Origin of the sequence: Pseudomonas sp. Z3-8 (assembly GCF_051131975.1) — a bacterium.
Taxonomy (GTDB): Bacteria; Pseudomonadota; Gammaproteobacteria; order Pseudomonadales; family Pseudomonadaceae; genus Aquipseudomonas.
The window spans coordinates 2,016,359-2,036,320 of sequence record NZ_CP071643.1; the positions used below are offsets into that span (position 1 = coordinate 2,016,359).

At 62.0% G+C, this 19,962-nt stretch carries 19 protein-coding genes; 14 read left to right on the forward strand and 5 right to left on the reverse strand.

The features are described 5' to 3' along the window. The first annotated feature begins 153 nt into the window (after positions 1 to 153). Positions 154 to 966 (forward strand): alpha/beta fold hydrolase, encoded by an 813-nt coding sequence (locus tag J3P94_RS09400; protein ID WP_434572864.1) that lies wholly within the window; start codon positions 154 to 156, stop codon positions 964 to 966. A gap of 158 nt (positions 967 to 1,124) precedes the next feature. Here J3P94_RS09400 and dsbG read toward each other — a convergent pair whose 3' ends face one another. Genes dsbG through dsbD form a run of 3 tightly spaced genes read right to left on the reverse strand, consistent with a single transcriptional unit; the run spans position 1,125 to position 4,464 of the window. Beyond that, the gene (dsbG, locus tag J3P94_RS09405) at positions 1,125 to 1,892 is read right to left on the reverse strand and encodes a thiol:disulfide interchange protein DsbG (protein WP_434572866.1); all 768 of its coding nucleotides are present in this window, start codon (positions 1,890 to 1,892) and stop codon (positions 1,125 to 1,127) included. Continuing rightward, the gene (locus tag J3P94_RS09410) at positions 1,868 to 2,737 is read right to left on the reverse strand and encodes a prolipoprotein diacylglyceryl transferase family protein (RefSeq protein ID WP_434572868.1); all 870 of its coding nucleotides are present in this window, start codon (positions 2,735 to 2,737) and stop codon (positions 1,868 to 1,870) included. Before J3P94_RS09410 ends, dsbG begins: the two co-directional genes overlap by 25 nt. Continuing rightward, positions 2,737 to 4,464 (reverse strand): protein-disulfide reductase DsbD, encoded by a 1,728-nt coding sequence (dsbD, locus tag J3P94_RS09415; RefSeq protein ID WP_434572870.1) that lies wholly within the window; start codon positions 4,462 to 4,464, stop codon positions 2,737 to 2,739. The genes J3P94_RS09410 and dsbD overlap by 1 nt, the downstream gene beginning before the upstream one ends. Before the next feature lie 175 nt (positions 4,465 to 4,639). Here dsbD and J3P94_RS09420 point away from each other — a divergent pair, with 175 nt between their 5' ends. The 4 genes from J3P94_RS09420 to J3P94_RS09435 all read left to right on the forward strand — a co-directional run bounded on the left by J3P94_RS09420 (position 4,640) and on the right by J3P94_RS09435 (position 8,636). Further along, entirely contained in the window at positions 4,640 to 5,320 is a 681-nt protein-coding gene (locus tag J3P94_RS09420) for a response regulator (RefSeq protein ID WP_305499838.1), read from the forward strand. Then, positions 5,317 to 6,651, forward strand: coding sequence for an ATP-binding protein (locus tag J3P94_RS09425; protein ID WP_434572873.1), 1,335 nt, complete (start codon positions 5,317 to 5,319; stop codon positions 6,649 to 6,651). The genes J3P94_RS09420 and J3P94_RS09425 overlap by 4 nt, the downstream gene beginning before the upstream one ends. Before the next feature lie 260 nt (positions 6,652 to 6,911). Continuing rightward, the gene (locus tag J3P94_RS09430) at positions 6,912 to 8,324 is read left to right on the forward strand and encodes an aspartate aminotransferase family protein (RefSeq protein WP_434572875.1); all 1,413 of its coding nucleotides are present in this window, start codon (positions 6,912 to 6,914) and stop codon (positions 8,322 to 8,324) included. A gap of 84 nt (positions 8,325 to 8,408) precedes the next feature. Continuing rightward, positions 8,409 to 8,636 (forward strand): MbtH family protein, encoded by a 228-nt coding sequence (locus J3P94_RS09435; RefSeq protein ID WP_434572877.1) that lies wholly within the window; start codon positions 8,409 to 8,411, stop codon positions 8,634 to 8,636. A 121-nt stretch (positions 8,637 to 8,757) separates the two neighbouring features. On the opposite strand, the gene ppsR is transcribed toward J3P94_RS09435, so the two are convergent. Next, a complete protein-coding gene (gene ppsR / locus J3P94_RS09440) occupies positions 8,758 to 9,576 on the reverse strand; it encodes a posphoenolpyruvate synthetase regulatory kinase/phosphorylase PpsR (protein WP_434572879.1) in 819 nt (272 codons plus the stop codon). Between the two features lie 182 nt (positions 9,577 to 9,758). On the opposite strand from ppsR, the gene ppsA reads away from it, so the two are divergent. From ppsA to J3P94_RS09485, 9 genes are all read left to right on the forward strand, one after another. Next, on the forward strand, positions 9,759 to 12,134 hold the full coding sequence (gene ppsA / locus J3P94_RS09445; RefSeq protein ID WP_434572881.1) for a phosphoenolpyruvate synthase: 2,376 nt from the start codon (positions 9,759 to 9,761) through the stop codon (positions 12,132 to 12,134). Positions 12,135 to 12,361: 227 nt separating this feature from the next. Continuing rightward, a complete protein-coding gene (locus J3P94_RS09450; RefSeq protein ID WP_434572883.1) occupies positions 12,362 to 13,351 on the forward strand; it encodes an alpha/beta fold hydrolase in 990 nt (329 codons plus the stop codon). 125 nt (positions 13,352 to 13,476) lie between these two features. Then, positions 13,477 to 13,968: a ribonuclease E activity regulator RraA gene (gene rraA, locus J3P94_RS09455; protein ID WP_305499847.1), complete on the forward strand. Its 492-nt coding sequence runs from the start codon at positions 13,477 to 13,479 to the stop codon at positions 13,966 to 13,968. 25 nt (positions 13,969 to 13,993) lie between these two features. Then, positions 13,994 to 14,989: a zinc transporter ZntB gene (locus tag J3P94_RS09460; RefSeq protein WP_434572885.1), complete on the forward strand. Its 996-nt coding sequence runs from the start codon at positions 13,994 to 13,996 to the stop codon at positions 14,987 to 14,989. A 65-nt stretch (positions 14,990 to 15,054) separates the two neighbouring features. Continuing rightward, entirely contained in the window at positions 15,055 to 15,300 is a 246-nt protein-coding gene (locus J3P94_RS09465) for a hypothetical protein (protein ID WP_014337331.1), read from the forward strand. Positions 15,301 to 15,302: 2 nt separating this feature from the next. Beyond that, complete coding sequence (locus tag J3P94_RS09470) at positions 15,303 to 16,127, forward strand: mechanosensitive ion channel family protein (protein WP_305499852.1); 825 nt, start codon at positions 15,303 to 15,305, stop codon at positions 16,125 to 16,127. 91 nt (positions 16,128 to 16,218) lie between these two features. Further along, positions 16,219 to 16,809: an RNA polymerase sigma factor SigX gene (sigX, locus tag J3P94_RS09475; protein ID WP_025212681.1), complete on the forward strand. Its 591-nt coding sequence runs from the start codon at positions 16,219 to 16,221 to the stop codon at positions 16,807 to 16,809. Between the two features lie 107 nt (positions 16,810 to 16,916). Then, positions 16,917 to 17,951 (forward strand): OmpA family protein, encoded by a 1,035-nt coding sequence (locus J3P94_RS09480; RefSeq protein WP_058542369.1) that lies wholly within the window; start codon positions 16,917 to 16,919, stop codon positions 17,949 to 17,951. 815 nt (positions 17,952 to 18,766) lie between these two features. Further along, the gene (locus tag J3P94_RS09485) at positions 18,767 to 19,057 is read left to right on the forward strand and encodes a hypothetical protein (protein ID WP_434574344.1); all 291 of its coding nucleotides are present in this window, start codon (positions 18,767 to 18,769) and stop codon (positions 19,055 to 19,057) included. Positions 19,058 to 19,202: 145 nt separating this feature from the next. Here J3P94_RS09485 and cobA read toward each other — a convergent pair whose 3' ends face one another. Next, positions 19,203 to 19,958, reverse strand: a complete 756-nt coding sequence (gene cobA / locus J3P94_RS09490) for a uroporphyrinogen-III C-methyltransferase (RefSeq protein ID WP_434572887.1) — start codon at positions 19,956 to 19,958, stop codon at positions 19,203 to 19,205. Positions 19,959 to 19,962: the final 4 nt, after the last annotated feature.

Sequence of the window (19,962 nt, forward strand, 5' to 3'; positions counted from 1 at the left end):
GCTCCCACAGTGGATTGGTCAACATGATCCATGTGGGAGCGAGCCTGCTCGCGAAGGCGTCTGCATGAACAACGCAAAACTCAAAGTTGACGACCCGCTCATCGCGGCCCAGTCTCCCGAAGGTTTTTCCGGACTCAATCAAGGAATTCACTCATGCCCTTCGCAACGATCGACGGACAACCGCTCCATTACCTCGACCAGGGCCAGGGCCCGGTGGTGGTGCTCGGCAGCAGCTATTTGTGGGACCACAGCATGTGGGCGCCGCAAATTGACGCCTTGTCGAAGCACTATCGGGTCATCGTCCCTGAACTGTGGGGCCACGGCCAGTCCGGACGTTTGCCCGAGAATACGTCCTCGCTGAACGATCTGGCTCGCCAGGCATTGGCGTTGCTCGATCAGCTGGGCATCGACTGCTTCAGCCTGGTGGGGCTGTCGGTGGGCGGCATGTGGGGCGCGCGCCTGGCGCTGGCGGCGCCCGGACGCGTGCGGTCGCTGGTATTGATGGACACCTATGTGGGCGTCGAACCGGAGCCGACCCGTCTGTACTATTTTTCGCTGTTCGACAACATCGAGGCCAGCGGTAGCATCCCGGAGCCGTTGCTGGACATCGTCGTGCCGATTTTCTTCCGGCCCGGCATCGACCCGCAATCAGCGCTTTACCAGCAGTTCCGCGCCACCTTGGCGGCATTGCCAGCCGACCGCCTGCGCGACAGCATCGTGCCGCTGGGGCGGATCATCTTTGGTCGGGACGACATCCTGGGGCAGCTGCCCGCGTTGAACGCCGAGCGCACGCTGGTGATGTGTGGTGACCAGGACAAGCCACGGCCACCGTCCGAGGCGCTGGAGATGGCTGAATTGATCGGCTGCGAGCATGTGCTGATTCCCGAGGCGGGGCATATTTCCAACCTGGAGAACCCGGCGTTTGTGACCGAGGCGTTGCTGGGGTTCCTGAAACACAGGCATTGATTGCTGCTCAAACCCGTGGCGAGGGAGCTTGCTCCCGCTGGGCTGCGCAGCAGCCCCTGGTTCTCTTGCTGCGGTTCTTCAGATTGATTGCCTATGCTTTTTTGGGGCTGCTGCGCAACCCAGCGGGAGCAAGCTCCCTCGCCACAGGTGGCCGGGGTTTATTTCGGCCCGAGAATCTTCACCAGCTTGTCCGGCGAGGGCGCGCCTTGCTGCTGTTGAAGGTCGCCCTGGTCGTCCAGGTAGAAAATCGCCGGGGTCGCGGACAGCTCCAGTTCATCCATCAACTGCTGGTTGGCGTCCAGTTTGGCCTGGATCGCCGGCGGTATTTCTTTCAGCGGTTTCAGCGGGCTGCCCTTGCCGGCCTTTTCGTGGTCCGCCAGGGCTTTTTCCGGCTCTTTGGCGGCCAGCAATGCGGCTGATTTCCCCGGGCTGTCTTCGCGGATGATGCCCACCATGATGTGGCGCAACTGCACCTTGCCGGCATTGACCCACGGCCGAGCCTGCTCCCAGAACATGTTGCAGTACGGGCAGTTCGGGTCGCTGAACAGGTACACGGTGCGCGGTGCGTCCTTGCTGCCGTCGGCGATCCAGTTGCTGGCTTGCATCTTCGCCCAGATCTCCTTCGACATCGGATCGTAGACCAGCTTTTTCAGGGGTTCGAGGCTCAGGTCCTTGCCATCGGCGTCGTACAGGTTGCCCAGCAGCACATGCTGGCCGTCTGGCGTCAGATAGAGCGTCATGCCGCGGCTCTGGTACTGCGCCGCGTAGCCGCGCAAGCCGTTCGGTGCGTCGAAGGTGCCGACGATCTTCGCGCCCTTGGCTTCGATCTTCTTGATCGCCGCGGGCAGCTCTTCGGCCTGAAGCAGCGGCGCTTGTAGCAGTGCGCCGGCGAAGGCCAGGGTCAGCAGGTGGTGGAGGCGGGGCATGGCAATTTCCTTGTCGCGGGGTGGATCGCCGTGGTGGAACCCGGCGTTTCGAAATTTTCCAGGGCGCGGGCCAGGCTCGCTTCCGACAGTTCGCCCAGGTGGCTGCCCAGCAGGCGACCCTCGGCGTTGTAGAACAAGGTCGTCGGCAAGGCCATGGAGCCGACGGCCTGGCCGAGGCGTCCACTGCCGTCGAACAGCACGTTGGTCAAGCTCAGGCCCTGGGTGGCGAGGTAGGTGCTGACGCTTTGCATGCTTTCGGCCTGATTGACGAACAGGAACGTCAGGTCCGGGCGCTGTTTTTGCGCCTCTTCCAGGACCGGCATTTCCCGTCGGCAAGGCGGGCACCAGGTGGCCCACAGGTTGATCACCAAGGGGCCGCCCTGGTAGTCGGCGAGGTTCACGGTTTCGCCTTCAGCGTTGCGCAGCTCGATCTCCGGCAGCCGGGTGCCTTGCTCGTAGATCGTCAGCGACATCGTCGCCACCAGCCAGAACAGCAGACCGCTGCCGACGCTGAAGCCCAGGGGCCTGCGCAGGGCCGGTCGGCGACGCACCCAGAGCAGCGCGGCGACCAGCAGGGCGATGATGCCAGGCCAGGCCAGGAATCCGCCGTCGCGTAAATCGACGATCTGCCAGAGGTCGTCCCGGTAATGGTTCCAGTACGCGGCGACGAAGCCGATTCTCGCGGCAAGCAGCCCCAGCAGAAACAGACCGAACAGCACCGACTCGGGGTTCTCGCCGCCGCGCTTGGCCACGCGCCAGCCGACGAAAGTCGCCAAGGCCAGTGCGCTGATCAGCAGCAGATGATTGAGGGCGATGGCAAAGGTGCCCAGGGTAAACGTCAGCATCAGCGTGCGTTCCGGGTCATGTTCCAACGTTCCAGGAACGCCTCGGCGTCCACTTCTCCGGTGATCCGCTGGCTGCGGCGCTCTTCACCGTCGGCACCGATCCACAACAGGCTCGGCGGCCCCGGCACTTTGTAGCGACCCAGCAGCTCACGGCTGGCGGCGTTGTCAGCGGTGACGTCCAGGCGTAGCAGGCGCACGCCTTTCAGGGCGTCGAGCACTTCGGCGCGGCCGAACACCTGTTTTTCCATGATCTTGCAGGACACGCACCAGTCGGCGTAGTAATCGAGCAACACCCATTGGCCCTGCGCCTTGGCGGCGTCCAGTTCGCGCTGCAGGGCGGCGGGCTCGCTGACCGTGACGAAGGCATCGTGGGCGCTGACGGTGGCGCTGCCCCTGGCGCCGCTGTAGACCTGCAGCGGCCTGAACAGATCGTCGCTGCCGCCCGCCGCGCCAATCACCAGCACGCTACCCCACAGGCCGAACAGCAGCGATACGCTGCCCCAAAGATAGGCGGCGCGACCGAAGCCCTGGGTCTGGCGCCAGGCGCAATAGGCGGCGACAACCAGTAACGCGCCCCACAGTCCGATCCACAATGAGCCATCGATGACCGGGCGGAGCATCAGCAGCGCGGTGCCCAGGAACAGGAAGCCGAACACGCCCTTGAGCAGGTTCATCCAGGCACCGGGCTTGGGCAGGAAGCGATTGCCGACGGTCACCAGCAACAGCAGCGGCAGGCCCATGCCGACCCCCATGGTGAACAGGATCAACCCGCCATGCAGCGCGTTGCCGCTCTGGGCGATGTACAGCAGCGCGCCGGCCAGGGGCGCGGTCATGCAGGGGCCGACCAGCAGGCCGGACAACGCCCCGAGAATGCCCGCGCCCACCAGGCTGCCGCCGCGGCGCTGGCGGCCGGCATTTTCCAATCGATCACGCAGAGCGGCTGGCAGTTGCAGTTCGAAGAAACCGAACATCGGCAGCGCCAACACCACGAATACCGCGGCGAAAGTGCCCAGCAGCCAGGGTTGCTGGAGCAGTGCCTGAAGATTGGCGCCCAACAGCGCAGCAAGCACGCCCATGGCGGCGTACACCAGCGCCATGCTGATGACATAACTGCCGGCCAGTGCCAGGCCGCGCCGGGGCCCGGCGCCGCTGCCCACCACCAGCCCCGCCAGGATCGGCAGCATCGGCAGCGAGCACGGGGTAAACGCCAGCAGCAGCCCCAGGCCGAAGAACACCAGCAGGCTCCAGCCCAGCGCGCGCTGTTGCAGGCCGCTGGCCAGGGCCTGGTCCTGCGCCTCGCCACTGGCCGTGGCCGGTGCGTCGCCGCCCAGGTCGACCACCTGGGTCTGGGGCGGATAGCAGAGGCCCGCGTCGGCACAACCCTGGAAACCGACCTTGATCTTGCCGGTGGCCCCGGCGGGAATCTTCAGCTCCAGTGCCTGGCGATAGACTTGCTGGTCGCCGAAGAACTCATCGCTGTGCGCTTCGCCCTCGGGCAGCCTGGGCTTCTGCGCGTCGGCCAGGCCGTCGAATTTGAGCCGTTGCTGATACAGGTAGTAACCGTCGGCGATCTGCCAGAACAACTGGGTCTCACCCGAGTCCAGGCGTTCGGAGGTAAAGACGAAGGCCTTTTCCACCGGCAGGAAGTCGGGTTTGGTCTCGAAAGGATTGGCGGCCTGGGCCAGACCCGAGATCAGCAGTAGACACAGCAAAAACAATCGACGCATGGATAAAGCCTTAGAACGAAGCAAGTGGAATGCACATTGGTGGCTGGCGATTAACCGTCGATTAACCCGGCGACGGCCGGTTTTCAGCGAAGATCACCCATGCCTGGCGTACTCGTCGCATAATGTCGACTTAATCGGCCGGCGGCCTAATGTACCTTTTTCCACGGGGCTTACCATGCGTGTACTGGTCTGCGAAGACGACGAGTTGATCGCCAGCGGCATTGTCGCCGGGCTCACCGCTCAAGGCCTGACCGTCGAACACGTCGCCACCGCCTCGGCGGCGCGGGCGATGCTGGGTGTCGCCGAATTCGATGTCATGGTGCTCGATCTTGGCCTGCCCGATGAAGATGGCCTCAAGCTGCTCAAGCAATTGCGCCAGCAAGGCCTGGAGACGCCGGTGCTGATCCTCACCGCGCGTGACTCGGTGACCGATCGGGTCGACGGCCTGCAGGCCGGGGCCGATGATTATCTGCTCAAACCCTTCGATCTGCGGGAACTGGCGGCACGCCTGCATACCTTGCTGCGGCGCGTGGCGGGGCGCAGCGTCAACCTGATCGAGCACGGTCGCCTGACGTACGACCCCAGCAGCCGCGAAACCACCCTGGGCGGCCAGCCGGTGGACCTCTCGCGCCGCGAGCAGTCGCTGTTGCAGGCGCTGCTGCACAGTCGCGGTCGTGTGTTATCCACCGAGCAACTCAAGGACAGTGTCTATGGGTTCAGTGACGAGCTGGAAAGCAACGCCTTGAACGTGCATATCCACCATCTGCGCCGCAAGCTGGGCAACGGCATTGTCGAGACGGTGCGTGGCCTGGGGTATCGGCTGGGGCCGGCGGATGGCGGGGAATCCTCCAAGTGATGAGCCTGCGACTGCGGCTGAGCCTGACGCTCGGCGCGGCCTTCACCCTGATCTGGGCCCTGGCCGCGGCCTGGATGCTCAGCGACCTGCGCAACCAGATGATGTTTTCCCTCGACCAGCGCCTGGTGGCTTCGGCGCGGATGGTCGCCGGGTTGCTGGAGCAGTTGCCACCGGTGCCCAGCAAAGGTGAAGGCACGCACTTGAGCTCGGAGCAGTTGAGCATCCCGGGCGGTATGGCCTGTCAGGTCAGTTCCTTGCGCGGCGAGATCCTGGCGCGCAGCCACGGTAACCCGGAACAGGCCTTGGAAGCCGAGAAGACAGGCTTCCATGACCAGATTATCGACGGTGCGCCATGGCGCAGCTTTACCCTGGTTCGAGGCGATTTGCGCATTACCACGGCCGATCGCCAGATCGAACGCGAAGCGTTGAACCTGTCGGTGCTGCTGGCAGCGTCGGTGCCGGTCGGCGTGGCGTTGCTCGGTTGCCTGTGCCTGTTGTGGCTGGGCATCGGACAGGGCCTGGCGCCGCTCAATCGCATGCGTGATGCGTTGATGCGCCGTAACGCCGATTCCCTCGAACCCCTGCAGATCCATCCGCTGCCCAGCGAGCTGCGGCCCTTGCTGGAAACCCAGAACCAGCTGTTCCAGCGTATCGGCAAGACCATCGAGCGCGAGCGCCGGTTGACCGGTGACGCTGCCCATGAATTGCGCAGCCCGCTGACGGCCATCAAGACCCACCTGCAAGTGGCGCGCATGACCGAGGGGGCTGCGCGCGATCAGTCCCTGGCCCGGGCAGAGGAGGGCGCCGACCGCTTGCACCGTACCCTTGAGCAACTGTTGCTGCTGGCGCGGGTCGAGGGCAGCCTTTCGTTTGATGATGGCGTGCAATGCAACGCCGAGCAGGTCGCGCGACTGGCGATCCAGGATGCGGCAGGCGGCGCGCCCCAGCGGATCAGGCTGCACGTATCGCCGCCGCTGTCCGATGCGCCGGTGCAAATGCCGGCGGTGCTGGCCATCGCCGCGTTGCGCAACCTGCTGGAGAACGCCCTGCGCCACACCCCGGCCGATGCCGAGGTCGAACTGAGCCTGGAGATGATCGGCCAGCGCGTGCGTTTCCTGGTACGTGATCATGGCGACGGAATCGCCGCTGAGGATATCCAGCACCTGACCCAACGCTTCTGGCGCAACGGCCACAGCACCGGCTGCGGTCTGGGCCTGGCGATCGTCCAGGCTATCGTCCAGCGTTGCGGCTGCGGCCTGCATTTCGACAGCCGCCCGGACGGGCTGCGGGTTGAACTGACCGTGCCAGTGCAAGTCTCTTCGGGCCAGTAGATCTCGTGGCGAGGGAGCTTGCTCCCGCTGGACCGCGCAGCGGGCCCAAACTTTTCACCTCGGTCAATCTGATCTACCGCGTGCTCTGGCTTGAGGGGGCTGCTGCGCAGCCCAGCGGGAGCAAGCTCCCTCGCCACGGGGTTGCGATCGGAAGTAAATCCTTGCCTCGCTGATGCGTTTCCACAACAGGAAACCTGCATGTGCGCCTTGAATGCGCACCTGTCGGTGTGCCGTTTGGTCACTCATCGCGGGGTCGAGAAATGTCAGTCGCCAATCCTTCTGTCGAAGCAGCGCCAGCGCGGGTCAGTCCCGCGTCGGGCGAGACGCTCTATCAATTCAACGAATCACCGTTGCTGGCCCGCCAGAGCCGGCAGGAATCCAATGCCCGCAGCTATCCACGGCGGATTCCCCTGGCCCTCAAGCGCGCCAAGGGCCTTTACGTCGAGGATGTCGAAGGCCGGACCTTCATCGATTGCCTGGCTGGCGCCGGCACGCTGGCCCTCGGGCACAACCACCCGGTCGTGATCGAGGCGATCCGGCAGGTGCTCGCCGACGAGTTGCCCCTGCATACCCTGGACCTGACCACGCCGGTCAAGGACCGGTTTGTCCAGGACCTGTTCGGCCTGTTGCCGGCGAGCCTCGCCGCCGAGGCGAAGATCCAGTTCTGTGGCCCCACGGGGACCGACGCGGTGGAAGCGGCACTCAAATTGGTGCGCACCGCCACCGGGCGTAGCACCGTACTGTCGTTCCAGGGCGGATATCACGGCATGAGTCAGGGCGCGCTGAGCCTGATGGGCAGCCTGGGGCCGAAGAAGCCCTTGGGGGCATTACTCAGCAACGGCGTGCAGTTCATGCCATACCCCTACGATTATCGCTGCCCGTTCGGGCTCGGTGGCGTCGAAGGGGTCAAGGCCAATCTGCATTACCTGGAAAACCTGCTGAACGATCCCGAGGCCGGGGTGCAGTTACCGGCGGCGGTGATCGTCGAGGTGGTGCAGGGCGAGGGCGGGGTCATACCGGCCGATCTTGATTGGCTGCGCGGCTTGCGGCGAATCACCGAGCAGGCCGGGGTGGCGCTGATCGTCGATGAAATCCAGAGTGGTTTCGGTCGCACCGGCAAGATGTTCGCGTTCGAGCACGCCGGCATCATTCCGGATGTGGTGGTGCTGTCCAAGGCCATTGGCGGCAGCCTGCCACTGGCGGTGGTGGTGTATCGCGATTGGCTCGACACCTGGTTGCCGGGCGCCCATGCCGGGACCTTCCGCGGTAACCAGATGGCGATGGCGGCGGGCAGCGCGGTGATGCGCTACCTGGTCGAACACAACCTGCCGGCCCACGCCGCCGCCATGGGCGAGCGCTTGAGTGAGCATCTGCATATCCTGCAGAGGGATTTTCCGCAATTGGGCGACATCCGCGGTCGCGGCCTGATGCTCGGCGTCGAGCTGGTGGACCCGGCGGGCAAGCCGGACGCTTTGGGCCATCCTCCGGTGGACGCACGGCTGGCGCCGCGGTTGCAGCGTGAATGCCTCAAGCGCGGCCTGATCCTGGAACTGGGTGGACGGCAGGGTGGCGTGGTGCGTTTCCTGCCGCCACTGATCATTACCGCGGCGGAAATCGACCGCGTGGCCGAGTTGTTCCGGCGCGCCCTGGAGGCTGCCGTGGCCGACGCCTAATTTTCATCCGGCCCGGTACGTTCCTTTTCATACCTTGGCTGCGCCCATGGCGCGGCGAACCTTGAGCAACGACGGAGAAACACCATGACTTCAGTTTTCGACCGCGAGGACATCCTCTTCCAGGTCGTGGTCAACCACGAAGAGCAGTATTCGATCTGGCCGGACTACAAGGCCGTTCCGGAAGGTTGGCGGACCGTGGGCAAGAGCGGCTTCAAGAAGGAGTGCCTGGCCTACATCGAAGAGGTCTGGACCGACATGCGCCCGTTGAGCTTGCGCAAGAAGATGGAAGAGCAGGCGACGATAGCGCAGTAGACCAAGACTCTGTGGGAGCGAGCCTGCTCGCGAAGGCATTCTCTCTGCCAGCCATTGATGGACTGGAAGACTGCTTTCGCGAGCAGGCTCGCTCCCACAGGTGTAACGATGTGCCAGCGGTCTACTTGAACCGCCGCTCCACCCCTTTCTCCACCAGGATCTTCGCCGAAATCTCCTCCACGGAAAAATGCGTGGAGTTGATGTGGGGAATATTCTCCCGCCGGAACAGGTTTTCCACTTCGCGCACTTCGAATTCGCACTGGGCATAGCTCGAATAGCGGCTGTTGGGCTTGCGCTCGTTGCGGATTGCGGTGAGCCGGTCCGGGTCGATGGTCAGGCCGAACAGCTTGTGCTGATGGGCGCGCAAGGCGTTGGGCAGTTGCAGCCGCTCCATGTCGTCTTCGGTCAGCGGATAGTTGGCCGCGCGGATCCCAAATTGCATCGCCATGTACAGACACGTCGGCGTCTTACCACAGCGCGACACACCCACTAGGATCAGGTCGGCCTTGTCGTAATAATGCGTGCGGGCGCCGTCGTCGTTGTCCAGCGCGAAGTTGACCGCCTCGATCCGCTCCATGTAGTTGGAGTTGTGGCCAATGGAATGGGACTTGCCGACCGAGTAGGAGGAGTGTTCGCTCAGTTCCTGCTCCAGGGGCGCCAGGAACGTGGAAAAAATGTCGATCATGAAACCATTGGACGTTGCGAGAATCTCACGGATGTCCTGATTGACGATGGTATCGAAGATGATCGGGCGAAAACCGTCGGTTTCGGCGGCTTTATTGATTTGCTGTACCATGGCCCGCGCCTTGTCGACGCTGTCTATATACGGCCGTGTCAGCTTGGTGAAGGTTATGTTTTCGAACTGCGCCAACAGGCTCTGGCCCAGCGTTTCGGCCGTGATGCCGGTGCCGTCGGAGATAAAGAAAGCGGATCGTTTCATTTGCGCCTTGGGCCTTAAGCTAGTGAGCTAGTAACGATTCTTGGATATGATAGGCGCGATTTGCCGGCCGCCCGTGGCCCGCATTCTCACTTATTTTCCAGGTCCAGGCCATATCGCCGGCGATTGCTCCCTGGAGCTGCCGGTACTTGAGCTTTTCCAACACAGTCAGTGGAGAGATCACCTTGGTAGAGTACGTAGTTTCCCTCGATAAGCTCGGCGTCCATGATGTAGAGCATGTGGGGGGCAAGAACGCATCCCTGGGCGAGATGATCAGTAACCTCGCCGGCGCCGGTGTCTCGGTGCCAGGTGGCTTCGCCACGACCGCCCAGGCATATCGTGATTTCCTGGAACTGAGCGGCCTGAACCAGCAGATCCACGATGCGCTCGACGCCCTCGACGTCGATGACGTCAATGCCCTGGCCAGGACCGGCGCCCAGATCCGCCAATGGATCATGGAAGCCGAGTTCCCCGAGAAACTCAACGCCGAGATCCGTACTGCTTTCGCCAAGCTGTCCGAAGGCAATCCCGACATCGCCGTCGCCGTCCGCTCCTCGGCCACCGCTGAAGACCTGCCGGACGCCTCGTTCGCCGGTCAGCAGGAGACCTTCCTGAACATCCGTGGCGTGGAAAACGTCATCCGGGCCGCCAAGGAAGTCTTCGCCTCCCTCTTCAACGACCGTGCGATTTCCTACCGCGTGCACCAGGGCTTCGACCACAAGCTGGTCGCCCTGTCCGCCGGCGTGCAGCGCATGGTCCGCTCCGAAACCGGCACCGCCGGTGTGATGTTCACCCTCGACACCGAGTCGGGCTTTCGTGACGTGGTGTTCATCACCGGCGCCTACGGCCTGGGTGAAACCGTGGTGCAGGGCGCGGTGAACCCGGACGAATTTTATGTCCACAAAGGCACCCTGGAAGCCGGCCGCCCCGCCATCCTGCGTCGCAACCTCGGCAGCAAGGCGATCAAGATGGTCTACGGCGACGAAGCCAAGGCCGGTCGCTCGGTCAAGACCGTCGAGGTGGACAAGGCTGATCGCGCGCGCTTCTGCCTGACCGACGCCGAAGTCAGTGAATTGGCCAAGCAGGCGATGACCATCGAGAAACACTACAAGTGCCCGATGGACATCGAGTGGGCCAAGGACGGTGACGACGGCAAGCTGTACATCGTCCAGGCCCGCCCGGAAACCGTGAAGAGCCGCACCCAGGCCAACGTCATGGAGCGCTACCTGCTCAAGGAAACCGGCACCGTGCTGGTGGAAGGCCGGGCCATCGGCCAGCGCATCGGCGCGGGCAAGGTGCGGATCATCAAGGACGTCTCGGAGATGGACAAGGTCCAGGCCGGCGACGTACTGGTTTCCGACATGACCGACCCGGACTGGGAACCGGTCATGAAGCGCGCCAGCGCCATCGTCACCAATCGCGGCGGGCGTACCTGCCACGCGGCAATCATCGCCCGTGAGCTGGGCATCCCGGCGGTTGTTGGTTGCGGCAACGCCACCCAATTGCTCAAGGACGGCCAGGGCGTCACTGTTTCCTGCGCCGAAGGCGATACCGGCTACATCTTCGAAGGCGAGCTGGGCTTCGACATCAAGAAGAACTCCGTGGACGCGATGCCGGAGCTGCCGTTCAAGATCATGATGAACGTCGGCAACCCGGATCGCGCCTTCGACTTCGCGCAGTTGCCGAATGCCGGCGTGGGCCTGGCCCGCCTGGAGTTCATCATCAACCGCATGATCGGCGTGCACCCCAAGGCGCTGCTGAACTACGACGGCCTGCCGCAGGAAATCAAGGATAGCGTTGACAAGCGCATTGCCGGCTACGACGATCCGGTCGGTTTCTACGTCGAGAAGCTGGTGGAAGGCATCAGTACTCTGGCGGCGGCGTTCTCGCCGAAAAAAGTCATCGTGCGCCTGTCGGACTTCAAGTCCAACGAGTACGCCAACCTGATCGGCGGCAAGCTCTACGAGCCGGAAGAAGAGAACCCGATGCTGGGCTTCCGCGGGGCTTCGCGCTACATCAGCGAGTCGTTCCGTGACTGCTTCGAGCTCGAATGCCGGGCTCTGAAGCGCGTGCGTAACGAGATGGGCCTGACCAACGTCGAGATCATGGTGCCGTTCGTGCGCACCCTCGGCGAAGCGAGCCAGGTGGTCGACCTGCTGGCGGAAAACGGCCTGGCCCGTGGCGAAAACGGCTTGCGCGTGATCATGATGTGCGAGCTGCCATCCAACGCGATCCTGGCCGAAGAGTTCCTTGAGTTCTTCGACGGCTTCTCCATCGGTTCCAACGACCTGACCCAGTTGACCCTGGGCCTGGACCGCGATTCCGGGATCATCGCCCACCTGTTCGACGAGCGTAACCCGGCGGTCAAGAAGCTGCTCGCCAATGCGATTGCCGCCTGTAACAAGGCCGGTAAATACATCGGCATCTGCGGCCAGGGCCCTTCCGACCACCCGGACCTGGCCAAGTGGCTGATGGAGCAGGGCATCGAGAGCGTTTCGTTGAACCCGGACTCCGTGCTGGAAACCTGGTTCTTCCTGGCTGAGGGTCAGGCTGCGGTCTGATTGAGTGAAGGGGCCTGGTAGGCTGATGCCAGTCAGTCAAGCGAAATCCCTGTGGGAGCGAGCTTGCTCGCGATAGCTGAGTGTCAGTCAGAATTAATTTTGCTGACCCACCGCAATCGCGAGCAAGCTCGCTCCCACAGGTCCATGGCTGTATGTCTCCCAGCCCCTTTTGATTTGAAACAGGGCGGGCTCCACCAGGACGCCGCCCTTTTTTGTGCAAGAAGATCATGCAAAGCAGCAGCAACCTATTTCCTGTCGCCCTGATCAGCGCCGAGCGGCGCGGTGATCTGAGCGAAGATGTGTATCGCCTGAAACCTGGCAACAGCCCGGACTACAGCGTCGAAGTGGCCGTTACCCGCCTGGGCATGGCCGATGCCGGCGAGGTCCGTGGTGTTCCGGTGATCCTGCTCCACGGCAGTTTTTCCAACCGGCGCTTCTGGTATTCGCCCAAGGGCCTGGGGCTGGGAGCGTACCTGGTGCGCCTGGGGTTCGATGTCTGGATTCCCGAGATGCGTGGCCATGGGTTATCCCAGCGCAACCAGGGTTATCGCAATAACCGGGTCGCGGACTATGCCCGTTATGACTTGCCAGCCATCGGCGCTTTTGTGCGCGAGCAAAGCGGGCAAGTGCCCCACTGGATTGGCCATTCGTTGGGTGGTATCACCCTGGCGGCAGCCTTGGGCGGCCATTACCTGGGCGAGCCCGCCGTGGCGTCGGCAGCTTTTTTCGGCACCCAGGTCAGCCGCACGTACTGGCCCTTGAAAATCCCCCCGGTGGAGTGGAGCGGGCGCTTCATTCTCAAGCGTTTTGCCCAATTGTCCGGCCCAAGGCTCAAGCGCGGCCCGGAAGACGAGCCTATCGGCCTGGCCCTGGAGAGCATGCGCTGGTATGGCCTGTTCGGGCGTTTCGGCGATGCCGAGAAGAACTGGTGGGCCGGCCTTGCGGACGTGCAAGTGCCGGTACTGGCGGTGAGTGCCGCCGGCGATCAGCAGGATCCGACCTGGGCGTGTCGAAAACTTTTCGAGCAGATCGGTTCCGAGCGCAAGCAGTTTGTCTGCCTGGGCCGGGCGCAGGGCTTCGGTGAGGATTTCGGCCATGTCGAAATGCTTGTCAGCAAAGCCGCGCAAGCCGAGGTCTGGCCGCTGGTGGCGCGCTGGCTGGAAGATCAGCGCGCGCCGCTGTCGGCAGAACAGCCTCGCCTGGCCGAAGCGGTTTGAGGGAAGGCTCTGACAAGGGCATTCCGCTCTGGTCGGCTTGCGGCTAAGATATGACGCGCTACGTTGTTTCGGTCACAAACGGTTATTCATTCAGCCAGACGTCCAACCCTTGCAGGAGCTGCCCGATGAACCATTACCTCACGCCCGACCTGTGCGATACCTACCCGGACCTGGTGCAGGTGTTGGAACCGATGTTCAGCAATTTCGGTGGCCGCGACTCCTTTGGTGGTGAAATCGTGACCATCAAGTGCTTCGAAGACAATTCACTGGTCAAGGAGCAGGTTGAACTCGAAGGCAAGGGCAAAGTGCTGGTCGTCGATGGTGGCGGGTCGCTGCGGCGGGCCCTGTTAGGTGACATGCTGGCCGAGAAAGCGGCGAAGAATGGCTGGGAAGGGCTGGTGATCTACGGCTGCATCCGCGATGTCGACGTCATTGCCCAGACCGACCTCGGGGTCCAGGCCCTGGCCAGCCACCCGATGAAAACCGACAAGCGCGGCATTGGTGATCTTAATGTACCGGTGACCTTCGCTGGCGTGACGTTTCGCCCGGGCGAGTATGTCTATGCGGACAACAACGGCGTGATTGTTTCGCCGAGCCCGCTGAAAATGCCTGAATGAAGCGCTACAGCCATAAGGGATGAGGATGTTCGAGGAAGAAAACGCGCAGTGGGGATTGGTGCATGCCCTGGTGCTGGATGGTAAAGGCGGCGCGCGTTCGATAGCCCGGACCGAACTGGACGACTTGCAGTTGCAGGCTCATGAAAGCCTGTGGCTGCATTGGGACCGTAGTCATCCGCAAACCCACACGTGGTTGCGCAAATCCAGCGGCCTGAGCGAATTCAATTGCGACCTGCTGCTGGAAGAGAACACCCGGCCGCGCCTGCTGCCGCTGCCCAATGCCGAGCTGCTGCTGTTTCTTCGCGGGATCAACCTCAACCCGGGCGCGGAACCGGAAGACATGGTCTCGGTGCGCATCTTCGCCTCGGCCCAGCGGGTGATTTCCCTGCGTTTGCGCCCGTTGCGCGCCACCGATGAGTTGCTGGCGGAACTGGCCGAGGGCAAGGGGCCCAAGACGGCTTCGGAACTCATCCTTTATATGGCGCAATACCTGACCAACAAAGTCCAGGACCTGGTCACCTGTCTCTCGGAAATCGTCGACGGCGAGGAGGAAAAACTCGATACCGACGAACGGTACACTCCCGAGCACGACGCCATTTTGCATATCCGTCGAAGGGCGGCCGGACTGAAGCGATTCCTGGCCCCGCAGCGGGATATCTTCGGCCAGATGTCACGGATCAAATTGCCCTGGTTCGTCGAGGACGACGGCGACTACTGGAATGAATTGAACAACAGCCTGACCCGTTACCTGGAAGAGCTGGAGTTGACCCGGGAGCGCGTGGGGCTTGTGCTGGAGGCCGAGGACCGGCGTCTTTCGGTGCGCATGAACCGTACGATGTATCGCTTCGGCATCATCACCGGCATCTTCCTGCCGATGAGCTTTCTCACCGGGCTGCTGGGGATCAATGTCGGCGGCATTCCGTTTTCGGAAAGCCCCTACGGTTTCCTCGTTGCCTGCCTGTTGATGCTGTGCGTGGCCCTGGGGCAGTGGTGGCTGTTTCGCCGTTTGCGCTGGGTGTGACGAGGCTTCATGTGACCCGACGAAATCTGATCGCGTCTTCCACAGACATCACGAGAGGTGCGCGTATGCACGATCCGTTTGAACAGTCTCTGCGCGACATGCTCAAGGCCTCGCCGTCCAGCCGGGACGACGACGCATGCCTGGGACGCGTACTCAAAACCGCCAACCGTCAGGTTGGCGCCGGTGATCTTTTCAGCCTGCTGGGCCGCTGGCTGCCCGCGCTGATGATCGCCCTGAACAACGGGTCGGCCCATGTCTCGCCGGTCTCCCGTCGCAAACCCGTTACTCGCACCGCTGATAAGGCTGACTGAATATGGAACTTGATCTCTGGACCCAGAGCCTCGTCACGGCAATGACTGCGTTGTGGACCAAAGTGGCTAACTTCATCCCCAACCTCTTTGGCGCCCTGGTGGTGCTGTTGCTGGGTTTCGTGGTGGCCAAGCTCCTCGACACGCTGCTCTCCAAATTGCTCGCCAAACTTGGCCTCGACCGCCTGATGGGCGGCACCGGCCTGACCAAGTTGTTGTCGCGTGGCGGCATCCAGGTTCCGATCTCGACGCTGGTCGGCAAGATCGTCTACTGGTTCGTCCTTCTTATTTTCCTGGTTTCGGCGGCTGAGTCCCTGGGGCTGGAACGGGTCTCGGCTACGCTCGACATGCTTGCGCTCTATCTGCCAAAGGTCTTCGGTGCCGCGCTGGTGCTGCTGGTGGGCGTACTGCTGGCGCAGCTGGCCAACGGGCTGGTGCGTGGCGCGGCCGAGGGCGTCGGGCTGGATTATGCCTCGGGCGTTGGGCGTATCGCCCAGGGCCTGGTGATCATCATCAGTATTTCGGTTGCGATCAGCCAGTTGGAGGTCAAGACGGACCTGCTCAACCACGTGATCGTGATCGTCCTGATTACCGTTGGTCTGGCGGTCGCGCTGGCAATGGGCTTGGGGAGCCGGGAAATCGCCGGTCAGATTCTTGCGGGAATCTATGTGCGTGAATTGTATGAGGTTGGGCAACAAGTGCGTGTTGGCGAGGTCGAAGGCCAGATCGAAGAGATCGGCACGGTGAAAACCACATTGCTGACCGAGGAGGGCGAACTGGTATCGCTGTCTAATCGGATCCTGCTTGAGCAGCATGTGAGTAGCCGCTAACCCGGCAAATCCTGCTAATGTATGCCGCCGCAAAATCCCCGCCACGGCGGGTTGCGGCGCACATTGACCTAGACTGTCGGCCCGACTTGTTTTGAACAAACCCCAATCGCTATCCACGCGCTACGACCCCCGTGATCTCTCTGATGAGGAGTTGGTCGCGCGCGCGCATACGGAGCTGTTCCACGTCACGCGCGCCTATGAAGAGTTGATGCGCCGTTACCAGAGAACTTTATTTAACGTTTGTGCACGATATCTTGGGAACGATCGCGATGCTGATGATGTCTGTCAGGAGGTGATGTTGAAGGTGCTTTACGGGTTGAAGAACTTCGAGGGGAAATCGAAGTTCAAGACCTGGCTGTACAGCATCACCTACAACGAATGCATCACGCAGTATCGAAAGGAACGGCGAAAGCGTCGCTTGATGGACGCTTTGAGCCTGGACCCCCTCGAGGAAGCGTCTGAAGAAAAGGCGCCCAAGCCCGAGGAAAAGGGTGGGCTCGACCGCTGGCTGGTTTATGTGAACCCGATCGATCGGGAGATTCTGGTGCTACGATTTGTCGCAGAACTGGAATTCCAGGAGATCGCAGACATAATGCATATGGGTTTGAGCGCGACAAAAATGCGTTACAAGCGCGCGCTCGATAAGCTGCGTGAGAAATTTGCAGGCATTGCCGAAACTTAGTTCGGCGCAAATATCTCTTACGTGTAGGCAAGTTCTGATAGACTTGCCGCCGAGTTGTCCCCCGGTTTGCGGGACTGCTTCACAATCACCAGATGGGGATTTAACGGATGAAACTGAAAAACACCTTGGGCTTTGCCATTGGTTCTTTGATTGCTGCCACTTCGTTCGGCGCTCTGGCACAAGGCCAAGGCGCAGTTGAAATCGAAGGCTTCGCCAAGAAAGAAATGTTCGACAGCGCTCGTGATTTCAAGAACAACGGCAACCTGTTTGGCGGTTCGGTTGGTTACTTCCTGACCGACGACGTTGAACTGCGTCTGGCCTACGACGAAGTGCACAACGCACGTACCGACGACGGCACTAACGTCAAGGGCGCCAACACCGCTCTGGACGCTCTGTACCACTTCAACAACCCAGGCGACATGCTGCGTCCTTACGTCTCTGCCGGTTTCTCGGACCAGAGCATCGACCAGAATGGCAGCAACGGTCGTAACCGTTCTACCTTCGCCAACGTTGGTGGCGGCGCCAAGCTGTATTTCACTGACAACTTCTACGCCCGTGCCGGCGTTGAAGCTCAGTACAACATCGACCAGGGCGACACCGAGTGGGCGCCTAGCGTTGGTATCGGTGTGAACTTCGGTGGCGGTTCCAAGCCAGCCGCTGCTCCAGTTCCAGCACCTGCTGAAGTCTGCTCCGACAGCGACAACGATGGCGTGTGCGACAACGTCGACAAGTGCCCTGACACCCCAGCCAACGTAACTGTTGACGCTGATGGCTGCCCAGCTGTTGCTGAAGTCGTACGTGTTGAGCTGGACGTCAAGTTCGACTTCGACAAGTCGGTCGTTAAAGAAAACAGCTACGGCGACATCAAGAACCTGGCTGATTTCATGAAGCAGTACCCATCCACCAGCACCACTGTTGAAGGTCACACTGACTCCGTCGGTCCTGACGCTTACAACCAGAAGCTGTCCGAGCGTCGTGCAAACGCCGTCAAGCAGGTTCTGACCAACCAGTACGGTGTTGAATCGTCCCGCGTTCAGTCTGTTGGCTACGGCGAATCCCGCCCAGTTGCTGACAACGCCACTGAAGCTGGTCGTGCAGTTAACCGTCGCGTAGAAGCGCAGGTTGAAGCCCAAGCTAAGTAATTAGCCCAAAGCTTTGGAAAGCCCGGCTCAGGCCGGGCTTTTCTTTGCCTGCGATTTGGTGGATCAGTGGCCGGTTGGAAAAACCTGGAACCTGTGGGAGCGAGCTTGCTCGCGAATGCGGCTTTTCAACCGGCATATCTTTACCGGTCGTACTCCGATTCTATTGTGGGAGCGAGCTTGCTCGCGATGGCGGCCTGGCAGTCGGCCTGGGGTTTGTTGACGGGGTACATATCCGTTGCTGCGGTGACGGCGGCTTAGGGTTCCGCCCTTACGGCGGGTCACTTTTTTCAGACGCCAAAAAAGTAACCCAAAACGCTTGCCCCACCACTCGGCACCTCGCCAAGGCTCGGTGTGCCCTCACTCCGGCATTGCTCCGTGGGCCCGCCGCGAAGGGCCATCCATGGCCCAGCGCGGCTAACCCGGCATCCATGCCGGGTTGCCCACTGCGCAATGCCTGCGTTCGGCCAGCGTGGTTAACGGGGCGTTTCAGATCAAGATCAAGATCAAGATCAGGATCAGGATCAGGATCAGGATCAAGAGCGAGGCGGTCTGATAGGCGGCCTGTCTCTTCAGCTTTGCCCCGATCTAACTGTGGGAGCGAGCCTGCTCGCGAATGTGGCTTTTCAACCGGCATATCTTTACCGGTCGTACTCCGATTGTATTGTGGGAGCGAGCTTGCTCGCGATGGCGGCCTGGCAGTCGGCCTGGGGTTTGTTGACGGGGTACATATCCGTTGCTGCGGTAACGGCTGCTTAGGGTTCCGCCCTTACGGCGGGTCACTTTTTTCAGACGCCAAAAAAGTAACCAAAAAGGCTTTGCCCCACCACTCGGTGCCTCGCCAAGGCTCGGCATGCCCTCACTTCGGCATCGCTCCGTGGGCCCGCCGCGAAGGGCCGTCCCTGGCCCAGCGCGGCTATCCCGGCATCCATGCCGGGATGCCCACTGCACAATGCCTGCGTTCGGCCAGCGTGGTTAACGGGGCGTTTCAGATCAAGATCAAGATCAAGATCAAGATCAAGATCAAGATCAAGATCAAGATCAAGATCAAGATCAGGATCAGGATCAGGATCAAGATCAAGATCAGGATCAAGAGCGAGGCGGTCTGATAGGCGGCCTGTCTCTTCAGCTTTGCCCCGATCTAACTGTGGGAGCGAGCCTGCTCGCGAATGCGGTGTGTCAGTCGCCATTGAGGTTGCCGATAGATTGCCATCGCGAGCAGGCTCGCTCCCACGTTGGGTAAGGGGTTGTCTGTTACTGGGCTGATGCCTGGGCGAAGACCGGCGGGGAGGCAGCCAGTTCGGCTGCACCGGCCACCGCGCCAATCACCAGGATCGCCGGGCTCTTGAGTTGAAACGCGACGGCATCGGTCTCCATCGAGGCCAGGTCGCTGCGGCAGTCACGTTGATGGGGCAGGGAGGCGTTTTCGATCATCGCTACCGGCGTGTCCGCTGCCAGTCCGCCGGCCAGCAGTTGCTCACGGATCTCGCTCAGTTTCGCCACGCCCATGTACACCACCAGGGTCGTGCCACTTTGCGCCAGGGCTTGCCAGTTCAGGCTGCTGCCGTCCTGGGTGTGAGCCGTTACCAGGGTCACGCCCCGGGCAACCCCGCGCAGGGTCAGTGGGATGTCGCACTGGGTCGCGCCCGCAAGACCGGCGGTGATGCCATTGACCAGCTCCACCTCGACACCGTGCTCGCGCAGCCACTGGGCTTCTTCACCGCCCCGGCCGAAGATGCACGGGTCGCCGCCTTTGAGGCGCACCACGCATTTGCCTTGGCGGGCATAACGCAACATCAGCCGGTGGATAAACGCCTGGGGAGTGGAGCGGCAGCCGCCGCGCTTGCCGACGGCGATGATGCGCGCACTGGGGCAATGCTCCAGCACCGCGTCGTTGACCAGGTCGTCGATCAACACCACGTCGGCCTCGCACAGGGCGCGCACGGCTTTGAGGGTCAGCAATTCAGGGTCGCCAGGACCCGCACCTACCAGCCAGACTTTTGCGTTCATAGTG